The following is a 15,095-nucleotide window of genomic DNA, read 5'->3' as shown; positions in this document are numbered from 1 at the left end:
CGCGTCCATCACTTTTTTCCGTTCTGGAGCGAGCATAAATGGCCGAACAGTTGACTTTCGATGCATTGAAAAGAGCCGTTGCAAACGATGAAATCGATACGGTGCTCGCATGTTTTGTGGACATGCAGGGACGCCTGATCGGCAAACGCTTCTACGGACAGTTCTTCGTGGAATCTGGTTACGACGAGACCCATGGCTGCAACTATCTCCTCGCCGACGATATCGATATGGAGCCTGTGCCAGGCTATGAGGCCGCCGGATGGGACAAGGGCTATGGTGATTTTGTCATCAAGCCAGACCTTTCGACCCTGCGTGTCGCCACATGGCTGGAAAAGACCGTCATCGTGCTTTGTGACGTGCTCGATCACCACGATCATCAGGATCTGGCGCATTCCCCGCGCGCTATCCTCAAGAAGCAGCTCGCACGCCTGCACGAGCGCGGCTATCGCGCTTATTTCGCGTCCGAGCTTGAATTCTACCTCTTCGACGAGACTTACAAGACGGCCCGCGCCAAGCACTGGCAGGATATGGAAACGGCTTCGCCTTATGTGCAGGATTATGTCATCCACCTGACCACCAAGGAGGAGCCGGTCCTGCGCGCAATGCGCAACCAGCTTGCAGCAGCCGGCATCCCGGTCGAAAACTCCAAGGGCGAATGGGGGCCGGGACAGGAAGAGCTGAATGTACGTTACGCCGAAGCGCTCGAAATGGCGGACCGCCATGTCATCATGAAGAACGCAATGAAGGAAATCGCTGAAGCGCACGGCAAATGCATCACCTTCATGGCCAAGTATGATTACAGCAAGGCTGGAAGCTCAAGCCATGTGCACAATTCCATCTGGAGCGCCGACGGCAAGGAGCCGCTCTTCTTCGATCCGAAAGCGCCCTATACCATGACACCGCTGATGCGTTCCTGGGTGGCCGGACAGCTCAAATACGCCACCGACTATACCTATTTCCTGGCGCCCTACATCAATTCCTACAAGCGCTTTCAGGCGGGAACCTTTGCGCCAACGAAAATCATGTGGAGCCAGGATAACCGCACTGCAGGTTTCCGCCTTTGCGGTGAAGGAACGAAAGGCATCCGCATCGAATGCCGCATCGGCGGCGCTGACCTCAATCCATATCTGGCTTTTGCAGCGCTCATCGCATCGGGCCTGCAGGGCATCGATGAACAATTGGAACTCGACGAGCCTTTCGTCGGCGATGCTTATAGTGCGGTAAAACTGAAGGAAATTCCGTATACGCTGCGCGAAGCCGCACAGGCGCTCAAAAACTCCGCGTTCCTCAAGGAGGCTCTCGGAGAAGCAGTCGTCAACCACTACGTCCACACCGCCCATTGGGAACAGATCGAATATGATCGGCGCGTAACCGACTGGGAGTTGCATCGCGGGTTCGAGCGCTATTGACCCGCGCAACCAATCCCGAAATGAATAACGCAATGCCAGACTTCAAAGGAAATTGCAGATGAGCGGCACGGCCAAGATCATCTCTCCGATAGACGGCTCGGTTTATGCCGAGCGTCCTTTTTTAAGCGAGGCTGCAATCGCCTCGGTGGTGGCGGCTGCACGCGATGCGCAAACCGGCTGGGCTCAACTGAGTATCAATGAGCGCGCGCACTATTGCCGGGCCGCGCTGGATGCACTCGCCGGGATGCAGGACGAAATTACCCCTGAAATCGCATGGCAGATGGGACGGCCAACGCGCTATGGCGGCGAGAACGGCGGCGTGCAGGAACGCGGTCAATATATGATCGATATCGCCGAAGAAGCGCTGAAACCCTATATGCCTATGCAAAAGGATGGCTTCCGCCGGTATGTGAAGCACGTGCCGCTCGGCATTGTTCTGGTGATTGCGCCGTGGAATTATCCCTATCTAACGGCTGTCAACACAATCATTCCCGCACTTATGGCCGGGAACACCGTGATCCTCAAGCACGCAACGCAGACGCTTCTGGCCGGTGAACGCTTTGCAAAAGCGTTTGAAAAGGCCGGGCTTCCCAAGAGTGTCTTCCAGAACATCGTTCTCGATCACGCATCGACGGAAAAGCTGCTCGCATCGGGCACGATCGACCATGTGAATTTCACCGGCTCGGTCGGCGGGGGGCGCGCCATCGAAAAGGCTGCCGCAGGCACCTTCATGACGCTCGGGCTGGAGCTTGGCGGCAAGGACCCGGCCTATGTGCTGCCCGATGTCAATCTGGACCATGCCGTCGCCAATCTGGTCGATGGCGCCTTCTTCAATTCCGGCCAGTGCTGCTGCGGGATCGAGCGCATCTATGTTCATGAAGCAGTCTATGACCGCTTCGTCGATGGTTTCATCGACCTGACGAAGCAGTATGTCGTCGGCAATCCGCTGGATAGTTCAACGACGCTCGGCCCAATGGCACAGGCGCGCTTTGCCGATCTTATCCGCGAGCAGAAAGCGGAAGCCTTGCGCAAGGGTGCGAAGGCCCACGTCAACATGAGCGTCGAGAACGACCGCGCAGGTTCGCCCTATGTCGCGCCGGAAGTGCTCACCAATGTCGATCACCAGATGAGCGTCATGCGTGAAGAAAGCTTCGGCCCCATCGTCGGCATCATGAAAGTGCGCAACGACGAGGAAGCCCTCGCGCTGATGAACGACAGTATCTATGGCCTGACAGCTTCGCTCTGGACGGCAGACACGGACCACGCCGCTACTCTCGGCGATCATATCGAAACAGGCACGGTTTTCATGAACCGTTGTGATTATCTCGATCCCGCACTTGTCTGGACCGGGGTGAAAGACACTGGCAAGGGGGCTGCCCTGTCACCCATCGGCTACAACAATCTCACGCGCCCGAAATCCTTCCACCTGCGTGAGAAAATCTGATCTGAATTGAATTTCTGGAAAGCAATCGACATGACCACTTTGACTGCCAAATGGAATTTCCCCACCACCGTGCTTTTTGGCCCAGGCCGCATCAAGGAATTGCCTGCTGTCCTCAAGGCCGCTGGCATTCAGAACCCGCTCTTTGTGACTGACCCCGGCCTGGCAAAACTTCCTGTGGTGGCGTCCACGCTTGCTATTCTGAACGAAGCCGGTGTGAAGCATGGGGTTTTCTCCGACGTGAAGCCAAACCCGGTCGAAAGCAATCTCTATGCAGGCGTTGAGGTCTTCAAAAGCGGCAAGCATGATGGCGTCATCGCCTTTGGCGGCGGCTCGGCGCTGGATCTTGGCAAGCTGATCGCCTTTCAGGCAGGACAGACGCGACCGGTCTGGGACTTCGAAGACATTGGTGACTGGTGGACCCGCGCCGACAGCAAAGCAATTGCACCGATCATTGCCGTGCCCACCACTGCTGGCACCGGATCAGAAGTTGGCCGCGCAGGCGTTTTGACCAACGAAGCGACCCATACCAAGAAGGTCATTTTCCACCCGAAGATGCTGCCGGTCACAGTCATTGCCGATCCTGAGCTTTCCACCGGGATGCCGCCCTTCATCACCGCAGGTACAGGCATGGATGCGCTGGCGCACTGCCTTGAAGCCTATTGTGCTCCGGGATTTCATCCAATGGCTGATGGCATCGCGGTGGAAGGTATCCGTCTGGTTTTTGAAAACCTTCCTACCGCCTATGCCGATGGCAAGAATATTGAAGCGCGCGCGAACATGATGGCGGCGGCGGCGATGGGTGCAACAGCCTTCCAAAAAGGGCTCGGCGCAATTCATTCGCTGTCGCATCCCATCGGTGCCCTCTATGATACCCATCATGGCATGACGAATGCGGTTTTCATGCCCTATGTCCTGCTCCAGAACCGATCCGCCATCGAAAAGCGTATAAAACGGCTTGCCGATTATCTCGGCATCAAGGGCGGCTTTGACGGATTTCTGGCAGCTATCATGAAGTTGCGTACCGAATTGGGCGTCCCCAACACACTCCCTGAATTCATCAAGGGTCTCGAAATGGACAATGCGCGGAAGGACCTGATTGCCGAGATGGCTATCGTCGATCCAACCGCTGGCGGCAACCCGATTGAATTGACAAAAGAACGCGCGTTGAAGTTGCTAAATGCTGCACTCGAAGGTAAGGTCTGACACGCTGAATTCAGACATGGCAAAAGCCACGAGAGGTAAGCATCGCACCACCTATGGCGGGGGGCGATGCATTGGGGGGCAGGTTCTTGGGGAGGAGCCTGCTCCCTTTCATTTTGGGGATTGTCCAACCCCGCCCGGAACTGTGAAAGCCCGGCTTTTGGGTTCTTAAATAAGCGGGAACAAAGCGATATTTCAAGCGTTTACCCTGATCATTTAAGACGGAGGGCTGCACGTGAATATCTTCAAGCAAAGCTGTGTCGGGGCGTTCGCTTTGATCTTTGGAGCAACGTCCATCGCACCGACGATGGCTGCCCCTATGAATCTGGATCGCCCGGCCCTCAACCAGAATGTCGAACAGGTGCGCGACCATCGCCGCCCGCCGCGTCATTATCATGGCCACAGGCCCAACCGGCCGGGACATTGGAACGGACATCGCGGCTATCGGCATTATCGCCACGGCTATCGTCGCCATAGCGATGGGTGGTGGTATCCACTGGCCGCGTTCGGTGCAGGGGCGATCATTGGCGGCGCAATAAGCCAGCCTCGCCCTGTTTATCGCGCACCGCGGATGTCAAATGCGCATGTACAATGGTGCTATAACCGCTACCGGTCCTATCGCTCGTCCGACAATACATTCCAGCCCTATAACGGGCCGCGCAGACAGTGCTATTCGCCCTATTCTCGCTGATAATTGGAAAGCGCCCCTCAAGGGCGCTTTTTCATGGAATTTGCGATCTATTGAACAGAACGTGATGAAATTTCCGGTTTCTGCCATAACCCAATGCTGGACGCCTCCCTCAAAGAGGAATAAGCAAGCCCGCGTCATATCAATGTCGCGGGTAAAATTTTCTCTATTCCCATTCTTTTGCGACATGAAGAACAATATTCGGAACGCGGATAGTGGAAGAAATGTGCTCGACATTCTCCATGACCAGTTCAGTCCAAAGCCGACAGTCGTTCTTTAGCTGCGTGCATTGCGCGGGCAGCGGAACATTTTCGGCGTAACTTTGAGTTTGAAAATGTCGCATACCACCGCCACAAGCCCCGCTCCTACCAATGCGCAACGTCTGGCGATGACCGCTCTGATCGTTGGCGGAATCGCTATTGGCAGCTCGCCGATCTTTGTCCGGCTTTCCGAGGTGGGTCCGCTCGCAACAGGCTTCTGGCGTCTTGCACTCGCAGTATTACCGCTTCTGCTCATGGATGGTCGCGAACGGCGCGACGAAAAGGATACTACCCCGCTCACGCTGTCCGACTGTTTGCGCCTCGCCCTGCCCGGTCTGTTCATCGCCTTCGATCTCGGCGCGTGGCACTTGTCGCTGCACATGACATCCGTTGCAAATGCCACGCTGCTTGCCAACATGGCGCCGATTTTCGTGACATTGGGCGCTTGGTTGCTTTTCAAATCGCGCGTGAGCACGTCCTTCATGATCGGCCTTGCCGTCGCTGTCATTGGCGTCGTCGTGCTAAAGGGTGGTCCGGGCGAGCTTCTCCAGTCCCAATCGTCCGGCGATGCGATGGCGCTTCTGGCCGCAGTCTTCTATGCCGGTTACATCCTTTCGGTTGGCCGCTTGCGCAGCCGCTTTTCCACCATGCGCATCATGCTGTGGAGCAGCGCAATTGCCGCCGTCTTTTCGCTGCCGGTTGCGTATTTCATGGAAGGTCAGATACTGCCTGCTACGCTCTATGGCTGGCTTATTCTCGCAGGCCTCGCATGGGTAACCCATGCCGCAGGCCAGAGCATGATCGCTTATGCCCTCGCCTATCTTCCGGCATCATTTTCGTCACTCACCCTGCTTCTACAACCGGTCGTCGCGGCGTTTCTTGCCTGGACTATCCTGTCGGAACCCATCGGCATGTTACAGGCTCTGGGCGGTATCATCGTGATATCGGGGATTCTGATTGCTCGAAGAGGATAGGATATGAAAAAGCCCCGGAAAACCGGGGCTTTCTTACCGAGCTGATTATTCAGCCAGCCATTCCTTGATGCGGTCGGGGTGGTCCGCGATATATTTATCGACGGCCTTCTCATAGGACGTTTCCTGCGCATCGAACATCGCAGCTTCGAGCTCGCTGATCGGAATGCTCATCTTGGTCAGCAGCGAAGCAACCTTCGGATTGTCTTCCTTGAAGCCCTTGCGCGCGATGGCGTCGATATGTTCGGCCCCGCCGAGTGCGCCTTCAGGATCGGCAATGTAACGCAGCTTGTACTTGCCGAACATCCAATGCGGGCTCCACGACGTTGCCACGAACCAGCCATCAGAACGCGTGGCACGATCAACCGTCGTCAACATGGCCGCTTCACTCGAAATATTGAGCTTGTAGTCCAGCCCGTATTTCTTGATCGCTTCCTGCGATAGACGCGTGAGACCTGCGCCCGGATCGATGCCTTGAATTTCACCCTTCAGCTTCTCGCGAACTTCCGGCTTCTTCAGATCTTCAATGGAACTGATCTCGCTTTCCGGAATGTAAGCGGGAACGATCCAGCCAAGCTTCGCGCCTTCATAGAGCGGGCCGAGGTCTTCGACCTTGTCCTTCACGCGCGCATAGTAATCAGCATGCGTTTCCGGCAACCAGGCCATCATCATGGCGTCGATATCGCCACGGCTCACGCCCTGATAAAGTGGGGCCACGTCTGTCTGAACCAGCTCAACCTTCTGGCCGAGATTGTCTTCGATCAGCTTCTTGGCGAGTTTGGTGACGAATTCGGCATCCGACCAAGGTGCCCAGCCGATTTTTACCGGCTTGCCGTCCTGCGCAAATGCTGCGCCCATGGTCATCGTTCCCGCCACAACTGCCGCCAGACCGAATTTGGTTAGTTTGCCTAACATAGCTTCTCCTTTTCGATTGGTATCAGTTCCCGTTGTTATTCTTGGTTATTATTTTTGCTTGTTTCATGCTTCCTGCTTGCGAAAGGACGAGGCGGACTGAGCGTCCGCCGCCTTTCCCAAAGATGCTAGCCGCTTGAAAAGTCCAGTTCCGCCCTTGCCGAAGCTCTGGGTAATGCGGTCGAGAATGACCGCCAGAATGACTACTGCGAGACCACCTTCAAAGCCGAGGCCCACATTGAGGCGCTGGATGCCGGTCAACACAGTATTGCCGAGGCCACCCGCACCGATCATCGACGCGATCACCACCATCGAAAGCGACAGCATGATCGTCTGGTTGATGCCGGCCATGATCGATGGCATGGCGTTTGGGAGCTGCACCTTGAACAGAAGCTGCCGGGATGTACAGCCGAAGGCAAGCCCCGCTTCAACGAACTCCGCATGCACCTGCCGGATACCGAGATTGGTCAGACGCACAACCGGGGGCATCGCAAAAATCACCGTCGCAATCGTTCCGGGCACGGCACCGAGGCCAAAAAACATTGCCGCTGGAATGAGATAGACAAATGCAGGCATCGTCTGCATGAGGTCGAGCACCGGGCGCACGATCGAAGCGACTGTATCGCTACGAGCCATGGCGATGCCGAGCGGAATGCCGATAACGACAGCGATTACTGTCGATGCCAGTACGAGAGAGAGGCTTTCCATCGTGCCCGTCCACAATTCCATGTGGATGATGAGCCCCAATGCGAGAGCCGTGAATATCGCGAACTTCCACCCCACACGCCACAGCGCGAGCAGCGTGAGAATTGCAACCCCACCTAACGGCGGGACAGCGAGAAGAGCGTTTTGAATACCGTCAGTCACAAAACCGATGGCGGCTGCGATCATATCGAGCGCGGGCGTAAAGTGGTCGAGAATGTAGTTGACCACGACATCCGCCCATCCGCCGACACTGAAATTCAAATCCATGTTTTACCGTCCATTTCCGTATTTCTTCTGGATTGGACCAATTCTGCCTTCATCAGGCAAAAGGCCGTTGGCGCGCAGGTCTCAACCCGCGCGACCAAGCGTTTCAAGCAAGGCCGATTTGCTGATAGCACCGACATAACGGTTCTGGTGATCAGTAACCGGAACCGGCCAGGGGCTTTCCGCCACCTGCGTCAGCAATCCGGAAAGCGGTGCTTCGGCTTCGATGGCAGAGACACTATCCAGTCTCTCGCCGCCTTGCACTGCGATACCCTTTGCCAGAGCGTCACGACTGACCATGCCGCGATATGTGCGGTCTGCATCGATTAACACACCGAATGTCTTCCCGCTCGCATCAAAACGTTCGAGCGCTGTTGCCAACTGTTCGGGTTCGAAGACGATCAGTTCGTCCTCGCGTGCCACATCGGCGGCCTTGAAAACGCGGGACACATCGACATTGCGGAAGAAGGAACGGACATAATCATTGGCCGGTGCGGACACGATTTCGTTCGGCGTTCCCACCTGCACGACCTTGCCGTGCTGCATGATGCAGATACGGTCACCGATGCGCATGGCTTCGTCCAGATCATGGCTGACGAAAATGATCGTCCGGCTATGCTCTGCCTGAAGCCGCTTCAATTCGTCCTGCATTTCGGTGCGGATCAGCGGATCGAGGGCGGAAAAGGCTTCGTCCATCAGAAGAATGGTCGGCTCGCTTGCCAGAGCACGCGCCAGTCCGACACGCTGTTTCATGCCGCCGGAAAGCTGGTCCGGCATGCTATGGGCATAAGGCTCCAGCCCGACGGCAGCGAGTGCCTTCAGCGCTTTCTGGTGACGCTCCGCCTCACCCATTCCAGCCACTTCAAGACCGAAGGATGCGTTGTTCAGAACCGAACGGTTGGGCAGGAGCGCAAAAGACTGAAACACCATGCTCATATCGCGACGACGAAGATCGATCAGCTCGCGCTTCGTCATTTTGACGATATCGCGGCCGTCCACTTCGATGGAACCGGCAGTCGGTTCGATCAAGCGATTGAGCAGACGCAGAAGCGTGGATTTGCCCGAGCCAGAGAGGCCCATAATAACGAATACTTCGCCTTCATAGATGTCGAAGGTCGCATCATCGACGCCGATTGTTGCGCCAAGTTCGCTGTGAATCTGGGTTTTTGATTTACCTGCGCGCAATTCTTTCATTGCACGCTCCGGGTCATCGCCGAAGACTTTAAAAACGCTCTTCAAGCTTATTTTCATCTCAGCCGGCGACTTCATACTTTCTTCCTTGTATAAAATACCATGCATTAAGTTTAACCCCGCTGTGCTGGCGGACTTAATCTCCTTTTTAACATTGACAGAACTTCATTCCAGCGCAAAGTGCCCACACGCGATCTGCGTTCCGCAAACGGTCCGCATGGAATGATTATCGATAGATTTCTTGATTCTATATAGGTCATTTCCCGACATGTCCACCCACAGCCGTGAATTCATCTAAATGTTCCGTCCAACAACCGTCCCCTTGAATGTTTTTTTTGAAGGGTTGCGCGACAAACTCAGAGGACTGTTCGACACTGCTTAAAGCAGGTGTCAATCGACCAGCTTGAAGACAATAGTAGTCCCGTTCCAATCAATTACTGGAACGGCCTGCGACAAATATGCAATCAGCTGCGACATCATTCGAATTAGTATAATTCGAGACTGAAACGAATATAATTACAGAAAAATAGTATGATTATACTATGAACCAGAATTAACCAGAGCCAGGCTTAAAGAGACGCCAGAGACCGCAAGGAAGCACGCCATTTTAGCATGAGTGGATCAGCTCCCCAAAATGCTCTCCCGGAATTCGCCGGGAGAGACAAGGTACATTATCGGATTGCTTTATAATGATCGCTTAGGCTCAGGCAAAAGTGACATCATTTTCCGACAATTCGGCAAGCGTAACATTTTCGATAATGATTCCGTTTGCACTACCATCAATGCTCACGAAAACGCCTTCGGACGTATCGACAGATGCGGCAACAAAGCTGTCGAAGTTTGTGATGGCATCTACGCCTCGGAACAGGAGGACATCTCCGCCATCTACGTTGAAATCAGTTACGCGATCGAGACCTCCGGACTGAACAGATTCATCGTCCCAGATAAATGTATCGGCACCGCTGCCACCGGTCAGAATGTCGGAACCTGCTCCGCCCAACAACCGGTCCGAACCCTCGCCACCATTCAGTTCGTCGTCACCATCCCCACCAAGGAGATTGTCGGAACCGCTTGCACCGTAGATATAATCATTGCCCCCACGGCCATCATAGGTGTCATTCCCGCTAAACCCTTCCCGAAACGTCTCCGAGCTGGTGATACGATCATCTCCGTCGCCGCCGAAAATTTGAGCCCCCATGGTCGCCGAGCGAACATCGAGGTTGAATTTCTCTATCGTGGTGTAAGATGCGGCATCGAAAGTAAAGCCACGGGCAACGTCGTCAAAATTCACCGAGAGCGTGTCGGTTCCTTCACCGCCATCAATACTGCCGAGGTTGCCGTCACTATAAATCGAGAACGTGTCGTCACCGGCGCCGCCAGACATCTGAAACCAGTATCCGGCATAGTAGCTATCCTGCACACCGGCCGAAAAACTGTCATTGCCATCGCCACCAATCATGATGTCGCTATCTGCGTTGTAACTGATGAACGTGTCATTACCCGCGCCACCGATCAAGGTGTCCGTGCCTGGTCCTCCGTAGAGAATGTCATTACCGTCGCCGCCGTTGAGAGTGTCGTCGCCGTCACCACCATTCAGGATATCGTTCCCCCGGCCTCCCAGCAGCGTATCATTTCCTTCATCGCCGGAGATATTGTCGTCGCCATTGCCGCCGTCGATGATGTCATTGCCGCTGCCGCCGCGGATTTCATCGGCACCGCCTCCACCCCAGATATGATCATGTCCGGCACCGCCGGAAATCTGATCATTCCCGGCTCCAGCCACAATCTTATCGTTGCCGGCACCCGCGTGAATGTTTGCAAAGGCAAAACCTGACGCATCGATGACATCGTTGCCTGCACCCGTCTGAAGATTCAGACGTTCGACATCAGTGAAATAGAGGTGGTTGTCACTGACCGCTGGATCTGCCCAGTAAGCGTGCCCTTGCGCCGCACTGAACACAACGGCGTCTTGCTGGTTCGACAGATCGGCTACAAGCGTATCAATTCCTTCCCCACCTCGTGCAGCCCCGCCAACGAAATTGAAGACGAGACGGTCATCACCGGCTCCTCCCGTAAGTTCATCAAATCCGGAGGCATCTCCCCCGGTAGTGGTCAGAACGTCATCGCCCGCGCCCCCATCGAGAATGTCGCTGCCGCGACCTCCATCGATAAAATCATTTCCAGTTAGACCCCATATACGGTCATTCTCGTCAGAACCGACGATATTGTCTGAATTGGTTGTGCCGACTATTTTTGCCATAGTACATCTCCTCGCATGGAGAAGAACCATAGCTTCAAAATTTTGGAATATTAAGTAAGAATATATTACATGTTTATTATATTTCAAATTTTGAATTATATTATTTAGTTATTATTTCCAATAATATACTGAATCGTTAAATATATCAACATTATTATTCACAATAATACCAATTAAAATCATATCTATATTATATTTTACTTTGCATTCATTATTGCAGAGTGCTTACCCCTGCGGAATGAGGCGCAGACTGATTAATCCGCGCCGTGATTAATGCCTCAAAAGCCAGATATCTCAGCGATACGCCAGGTATCCGACAAAGCCGGTGATCTTCCAGCGTGCGCCGTCGCGACGACAAAAATAAAGCGTTTGCCAGTTGAGACGATCAACTGTTCCGTCCCTCCTGGCTATCGTTCCATCGAATTTTTTCCGCGCGACGGCAACATCGCCCGTAATATCGATCACACGCAGGTTGGTCGCACGAAAGATACCGTCTGCCAGAGGTTCGGCGTATTCGACCGCCGCACTTTCCGCCGCCTGTCGGAGCCATTCGTCGCGATAACTTGCGAGCGTCGGAAATCCGGCATCCCATTTGTCGGGATCGCGATCATTATGCGCATGAATGCCAAGAAAGCGTGCTTCATCGAAATCATCGGCCACCAAGGACCAGTCCTGCGATACGAAAGCTTCAATATCGCGCTGTACAAGCATCTCCCAAATCTGCTCACGATCCTTGTCGCCAGCAAACGGATTGGCCGCAGCCTTCATTCTATCCTCCTGATTATCTTAATTTTCCACGTGCGGCGACCGGCAGGATATCGACAACATCCTCACCTGAAACAAGATGGACCTCATCAAAGAGATTGGATACGACGCAGACGTGATCCGGAATAATCCGGACCCGTTCGCCAACCTTCAAGCTGGCGACGTCACCGGTCAGCTTGCCGTGCTCCTCACTCAGACCGATAACACGTGCATCGGGGCGGCCCATCACTTCACCAAAATCGCTCAGCCCAAGTGTATCGCTGGACAGTGCCTTGGACCCGGCATCGATGATCGCACGTCCGGAGGTCGGATGGCTGACGACTGTTGAAAGCACCGTAAAAGCGCAGTCATCCACTGTCGCAGCCCCCTTCTCGACCTGATAACGGTCGAAATAGATATAGGTGCCGGGACGATATTCGGTGACAACACTGTCACTGGGTTTGCGCCACATATCGGGCGTGCCGCCGCTCGAAATTGTCTCACAAGGAAGACCGTTTGCTTCCAGCAGCTCACGCGCCGAATAAAGCCATTGTTCAGCCTCGTCCGGCTTGCCCGCTGCGGGATAGGTCATCAGACCGCCGAAACGAAGACCTGCACTTTGATCAATGATCCGCGCCAGTTCCAATGCTTCGGCTGGCGTCTGCACGCCACAGCGCCCCATACCGGTGTCACATTCGACCAGCACTTTCAACGGGTGTTTTTCATCGGTAAAACGTGCCGCCAACCCCGCAAGTGAGGTTCCATTATCAACCGTCACTGCCAGGGTGATGCGTTGATGCAGCGCATGCAGACGGTCAAGCTTTTCCTGTCCCAGAATATTGTAGGGCAGGAAAATGTCCGTCATTCCAGCATCGGCCATGACTTCTGCCTCGCCGAGCTTCTGGCAGGTAATCCCGGTCGCGCCCGCCTCCACCTGCATTTTGGCAAAGAGCGGCAGTTTATGCGTCTTGATGTGCGGGCGCAGTTTAACACCCACTGAATCCGCATGAGCTTGCGCCTTGGCGATATTCGCTTTCACACGATCAATGTCGATGAGGATAGCGGGTGTATCCACCTCGTGAACGGTTTTCGGTCTGGTCATGAATTAGTCTCCCAACGGCAAGCGCGGATCATCTATGGTGAGCGTATTGAGGCTATGCTTGATGCGACGCAGGCTTTCCAGCACCTTTGGGCCACGCGCTTCCGCTGTCGCCGTAGCGATCATATCGAGAATGGCGAGCAGCGCGAAGCGTGATGATGTCGGCTTGTAGATATTGCCGTCTTCATTGGCCTGATAAGGGATGAGCACGTCCGCCGCCTTGGCAAGATCGGAACCGGCAGGCGTGATCGCGACTGTCTGCGCTCCATATTGCCGCGCGACCAGCACAGCCTCTACCACCGAACGCGCAAAGCCGGAGACGGAGAAAGCGATCACCGTCGTTTCATGCGTGGTGACGGCGGCATACATGCGCTGCAACTGCCCATCCACTTGCGCACTGACCGGAATCCCCAGGCGGAACAATCTGTTCTGCATTTCTGTTGCCAGCATGGACGAGATGCCGCCAGACCCCAGACATAGCACAGGGCCACCGGCGGCAAGCCGTTCCGCCACTTTCATCAACACGCTCATATCAAGCCCGTCGCTGGCGCGTTGGATAGCGGCAACCGCCGCATCGGTCACAGCCGTGGCTATACGGCTTTCACGCACATCGCGGGCGGGTATTTCCGCCGTCAGATACTGGCCACCAATGGCCAGCGCCTGTGCCAGAAAGAACTTGAAATCGCGAACCCCATCACAGCCGAGCGCGCGGCAGAAGCGGGTCACTGTGGGTTCGCTGACACCTGCTCTGGTCGCAATCTCCGAGATCGCCGCCTTGGAGGCGTAATCGGGATCAGCCAGCACGAGCGCAGCCAGCCGCCGGTCGGATTTCGATCCGTCCTGCGCTACGACATGCAGCCGCGTGATGATGTCGGCAACCTTGCTCATCGGAAGTTCAAAGCGGGAGACCGCTATCCTTATCGAAAAGATGTATATGTTCGCTCTTTGCAGTTACAGGCACTTGCTCGCCCGGCGCAAGATGTATGCGCTCGCGAAACACAGCTCGTATGGGCTGTCCGGCAATCCGGCCATAAATATGGGTTTCAGGACCCGTCGGCTCAATCACCTCCACAGTGAGCGTCAGCCCCTTGCCATCCGGCGCGACCGTAAAATTTTCAGGCCTAATACCAGCTTCCGCCTGTCGGGTATCGGATATTCCTGCACCAACGGCGATTTCCTCACCCTCGCCAGTACGGAATATTCCGCCCGACACCGTGCCCGGAATGAAGCTCATGGACGGTGAACCGATAAAGCTCGCAACAAACTTGTTGGCGGGACGGTCGTAAAGATCCAGCGGCGCACCGATCTGTTGAATCTTGCCCTGATTCATAACCACGATCCGGTCGGCCATGGTCATGGCCTCGATCTGATCGTGGGTGACATAGATCACCGTCGATTTCAGCCGCTGATGCAGGGCCTTGATCTCCGTGCGCATCTGCACACGCAACTGCGCATCGAGATTGGAAAGCGGTTCGTCGAACAGAAACACCGATGGTTCGCGAACAATGGCGCGCCCCATGGCGACGCGCTGGCGCTGCCCGCCCGAAAGCTGACGCGGATAGCGATCAAGATAGGAATGGAGATTGAGGATGGACGCCGCCCTGTCGACCTTCGCGGCTGTTTCTTCCGACTTCTCGCCGCGAATGCGTGGGCCAAAACCGATATTTTCACGCGCCGTCATATGCGGAAACAGCGCATAGGATTGAAACACCATCGCGATATTACGCTTTTGCGGTGGTAGCTCATTAGCGCGTTCCCCACCAATCAGAAGGTCGCCGCCGGAAATGGGCTCAAGCCCGGCCACCATCCGTAAAAGCGTGGATTTTCCGCAACCGGAAGGACCGACCAGCACAAGGAATTCCCCGCTTTGAATATCGAGATCGACACGGTCGAGAACAGTCAATTGTCCGAAGGTTTTGGTGATACCGCGCAGCGAAACCTCTTTCAT

General features: G+C 55.0%; 13 protein-coding genes. 5 read left to right on the top strand and 8 right to left on the bottom strand.

The features are described from left to right. Positions 1-38: 38 nt before the first annotated feature. The 5 genes from F9K91_RS15660 (at position 39) to F9K91_RS15635 (ending at position 5,975) form a co-directional block, all read left to right on the top strand. Positions 39-1,409, top strand: coding sequence for a glutamine synthetase family protein (locus tag F9K91_RS15660; protein ID WP_151554470.1), 1,371 nt, complete (start codon positions 39-41; stop codon positions 1,407-1,409). A 58-nt stretch (positions 1,410-1,467) separates the two neighbouring features. Continuing rightward, entirely contained in the window at positions 1,468-2,853 is a 1,386-nt protein-coding gene (locus F9K91_RS15655; protein WP_151678157.1) for an aldehyde dehydrogenase family protein, read from the top strand. Positions 2,854-2,883: 30 nt separating this feature from the next. Further along, complete coding sequence (locus F9K91_RS15650; RefSeq protein WP_151678156.1) at positions 2,884-4,056, top strand: iron-containing alcohol dehydrogenase; 1,173 nt, start codon at positions 2,884-2,886, stop codon at positions 4,054-4,056. A 304-nt stretch (positions 4,057-4,360) separates the two neighbouring features. Then, the gene (locus tag F9K91_RS15645; protein WP_412842170.1) at positions 4,361-4,744 is read left to right on the top strand and encodes a BA14K family protein; all 384 of its coding nucleotides are present in this window, start codon (positions 4,361-4,363) and stop codon (positions 4,742-4,744) included. A gap of 331 nt (positions 4,745-5,075) precedes the next feature. Beyond that, entirely contained in the window at positions 5,076-5,975 is a 900-nt protein-coding gene (locus F9K91_RS15635) for a DMT family transporter (protein WP_151650990.1), read from the top strand. Between the two features lie 45 nt (positions 5,976-6,020). Here F9K91_RS15635 and F9K91_RS15630 read toward each other — a convergent pair whose 3' ends face one another. From F9K91_RS15630 to F9K91_RS15595, 8 genes are all read right to left on the bottom strand, one after another. Continuing rightward, a complete protein-coding gene (locus tag F9K91_RS15630; RefSeq protein WP_010659072.1) occupies positions 6,021-6,887 on the bottom strand; it encodes a glycine betaine ABC transporter substrate-binding protein in 867 nt (288 codons plus the stop codon). A gap of 63 nt (positions 6,888-6,950) precedes the next feature. Beyond that, positions 6,951-7,856, bottom strand: a complete 906-nt coding sequence (locus F9K91_RS15625; RefSeq protein WP_151554464.1) for an ABC transporter permease — start codon at positions 7,854-7,856, stop codon at positions 6,951-6,953. An 81-nt stretch (positions 7,857-7,937) separates the two neighbouring features. Continuing rightward, complete coding sequence (gene proV / locus F9K91_RS15620; protein ID WP_151554463.1) at positions 7,938-9,122, bottom strand: glycine betaine/L-proline ABC transporter ATP-binding protein ProV; 1,185 nt, start codon at positions 9,120-9,122, stop codon at positions 7,938-7,940. Between the two features lie 625 nt (positions 9,123-9,747). Next, the gene (locus tag F9K91_RS26645; protein ID WP_151678154.1) at positions 9,748-11,304 is read right to left on the bottom strand and encodes a calcium-binding protein; all 1,557 of its coding nucleotides are present in this window, start codon (positions 11,302-11,304) and stop codon (positions 9,748-9,750) included. 294 nt (positions 11,305-11,598) lie between these two features. Continuing rightward, the gene (locus F9K91_RS15610; protein ID WP_151678153.1) at positions 11,599-12,072 is read right to left on the bottom strand and encodes a hypothetical protein; all 474 of its coding nucleotides are present in this window, start codon (positions 12,070-12,072) and stop codon (positions 11,599-11,601) included. A 13-nt stretch (positions 12,073-12,085) separates the two neighbouring features. Next, positions 12,086-13,150, bottom strand: coding sequence for a D-TA family PLP-dependent enzyme (locus F9K91_RS15605; RefSeq protein ID WP_061346983.1), 1,065 nt, complete (start codon positions 13,148-13,150; stop codon positions 12,086-12,088). Between the two features lie 3 nt (positions 13,151-13,153). Then, on the bottom strand, positions 13,154-14,035 hold the full coding sequence (locus tag F9K91_RS15600; protein ID WP_151554459.1) for a MurR/RpiR family transcriptional regulator: 882 nt from the start codon (positions 14,033-14,035) through the stop codon (positions 13,154-13,156). A 7-nt stretch (positions 14,036-14,042) separates the two neighbouring features. Next, on the bottom strand, positions 14,043-15,095 hold the full coding sequence (locus F9K91_RS15595) for an ABC transporter ATP-binding protein (RefSeq protein ID WP_151554458.1): 1,053 nt from the start codon (positions 15,093-15,095) through the stop codon (positions 14,043-14,045).

This window comes from Brucella tritici (genome assembly GCF_008932295.1).
In the GTDB taxonomy this organism is placed as follows: domain Bacteria; phylum Pseudomonadota; class Alphaproteobacteria; order Rhizobiales; family Rhizobiaceae; genus Brucella; species Brucella tritici.
This window is presented reverse-complemented; position numbering and strand designations above follow the sequence as displayed.

Coding starts and splice junctions, on each gene's coding strand:
- F9K91_RS15645 (WP_412842170.1), top strand. CDS start 4,361: ATGGCTGCCCCTATGAATCTGGATCGCCCGGCCCTCAACCAGAATGTC.
- F9K91_RS15630 (WP_010659072.1), bottom strand. CDS start 6,887: ATGTTAGGCAAACTAACCAAATTCGGTCTGGCGGCAGTTGTGGCGGGA.
- F9K91_RS15655 (WP_151678157.1), top strand. CDS start 1,468: ATGAGCGGCACGGCCAAGATCATCTCTCCGATAGACGGCTCGGTTTAT.
- F9K91_RS15600 (WP_151554459.1), bottom strand. CDS start 14,035: ATGAGCAAGGTTGCCGACATCATCACGCGGCTGCATGTCGTAGCGCAG.
- proV (WP_151554463.1), bottom strand. CDS start 9,122: ATGAAGTCGCCGGCTGAGATGAAAATAAGCTTGAAGAGCGTTTTTAAA.
- F9K91_RS15595 (WP_151554458.1), bottom strand. CDS start 15,095: ATGAAAGAGGTTTCGCTGCGCGGTATCACCAAAACCTTCGGACAATTG.
- F9K91_RS26645 (WP_151678154.1), bottom strand. CDS start 11,304: ATGGCAAAAATAGTCGGCACAACCAATTCAGACAATATCGTCGGTTCT.
- F9K91_RS15605 (WP_061346983.1), bottom strand. CDS start 13,150: ATGACCAGACCGAAAACCGTTCACGAGGTGGATACACCCGCTATCCTC.
- F9K91_RS15650 (WP_151678156.1), top strand. CDS start 2,884: ATGACCACTTTGACTGCCAAATGGAATTTCCCCACCACCGTGCTTTTT.
- F9K91_RS15610 (WP_151678153.1), bottom strand. CDS start 12,072: ATGAAGGCTGCGGCCAATCCGTTTGCTGGCGACAAGGATCGTGAGCAG.
- F9K91_RS15625 (WP_151554464.1), bottom strand. CDS start 7,856: ATGGATTTGAATTTCAGTGTCGGCGGATGGGCGGATGTCGTGGTCAAC.
- F9K91_RS15660 (WP_151554470.1), top strand. CDS start 39: ATGGCCGAACAGTTGACTTTCGATGCATTGAAAAGAGCCGTTGCAAAC.
- F9K91_RS15635 (WP_151650990.1), top strand. CDS start 5,076: ATGTCGCATACCACCGCCACAAGCCCCGCTCCTACCAATGCGCAACGT.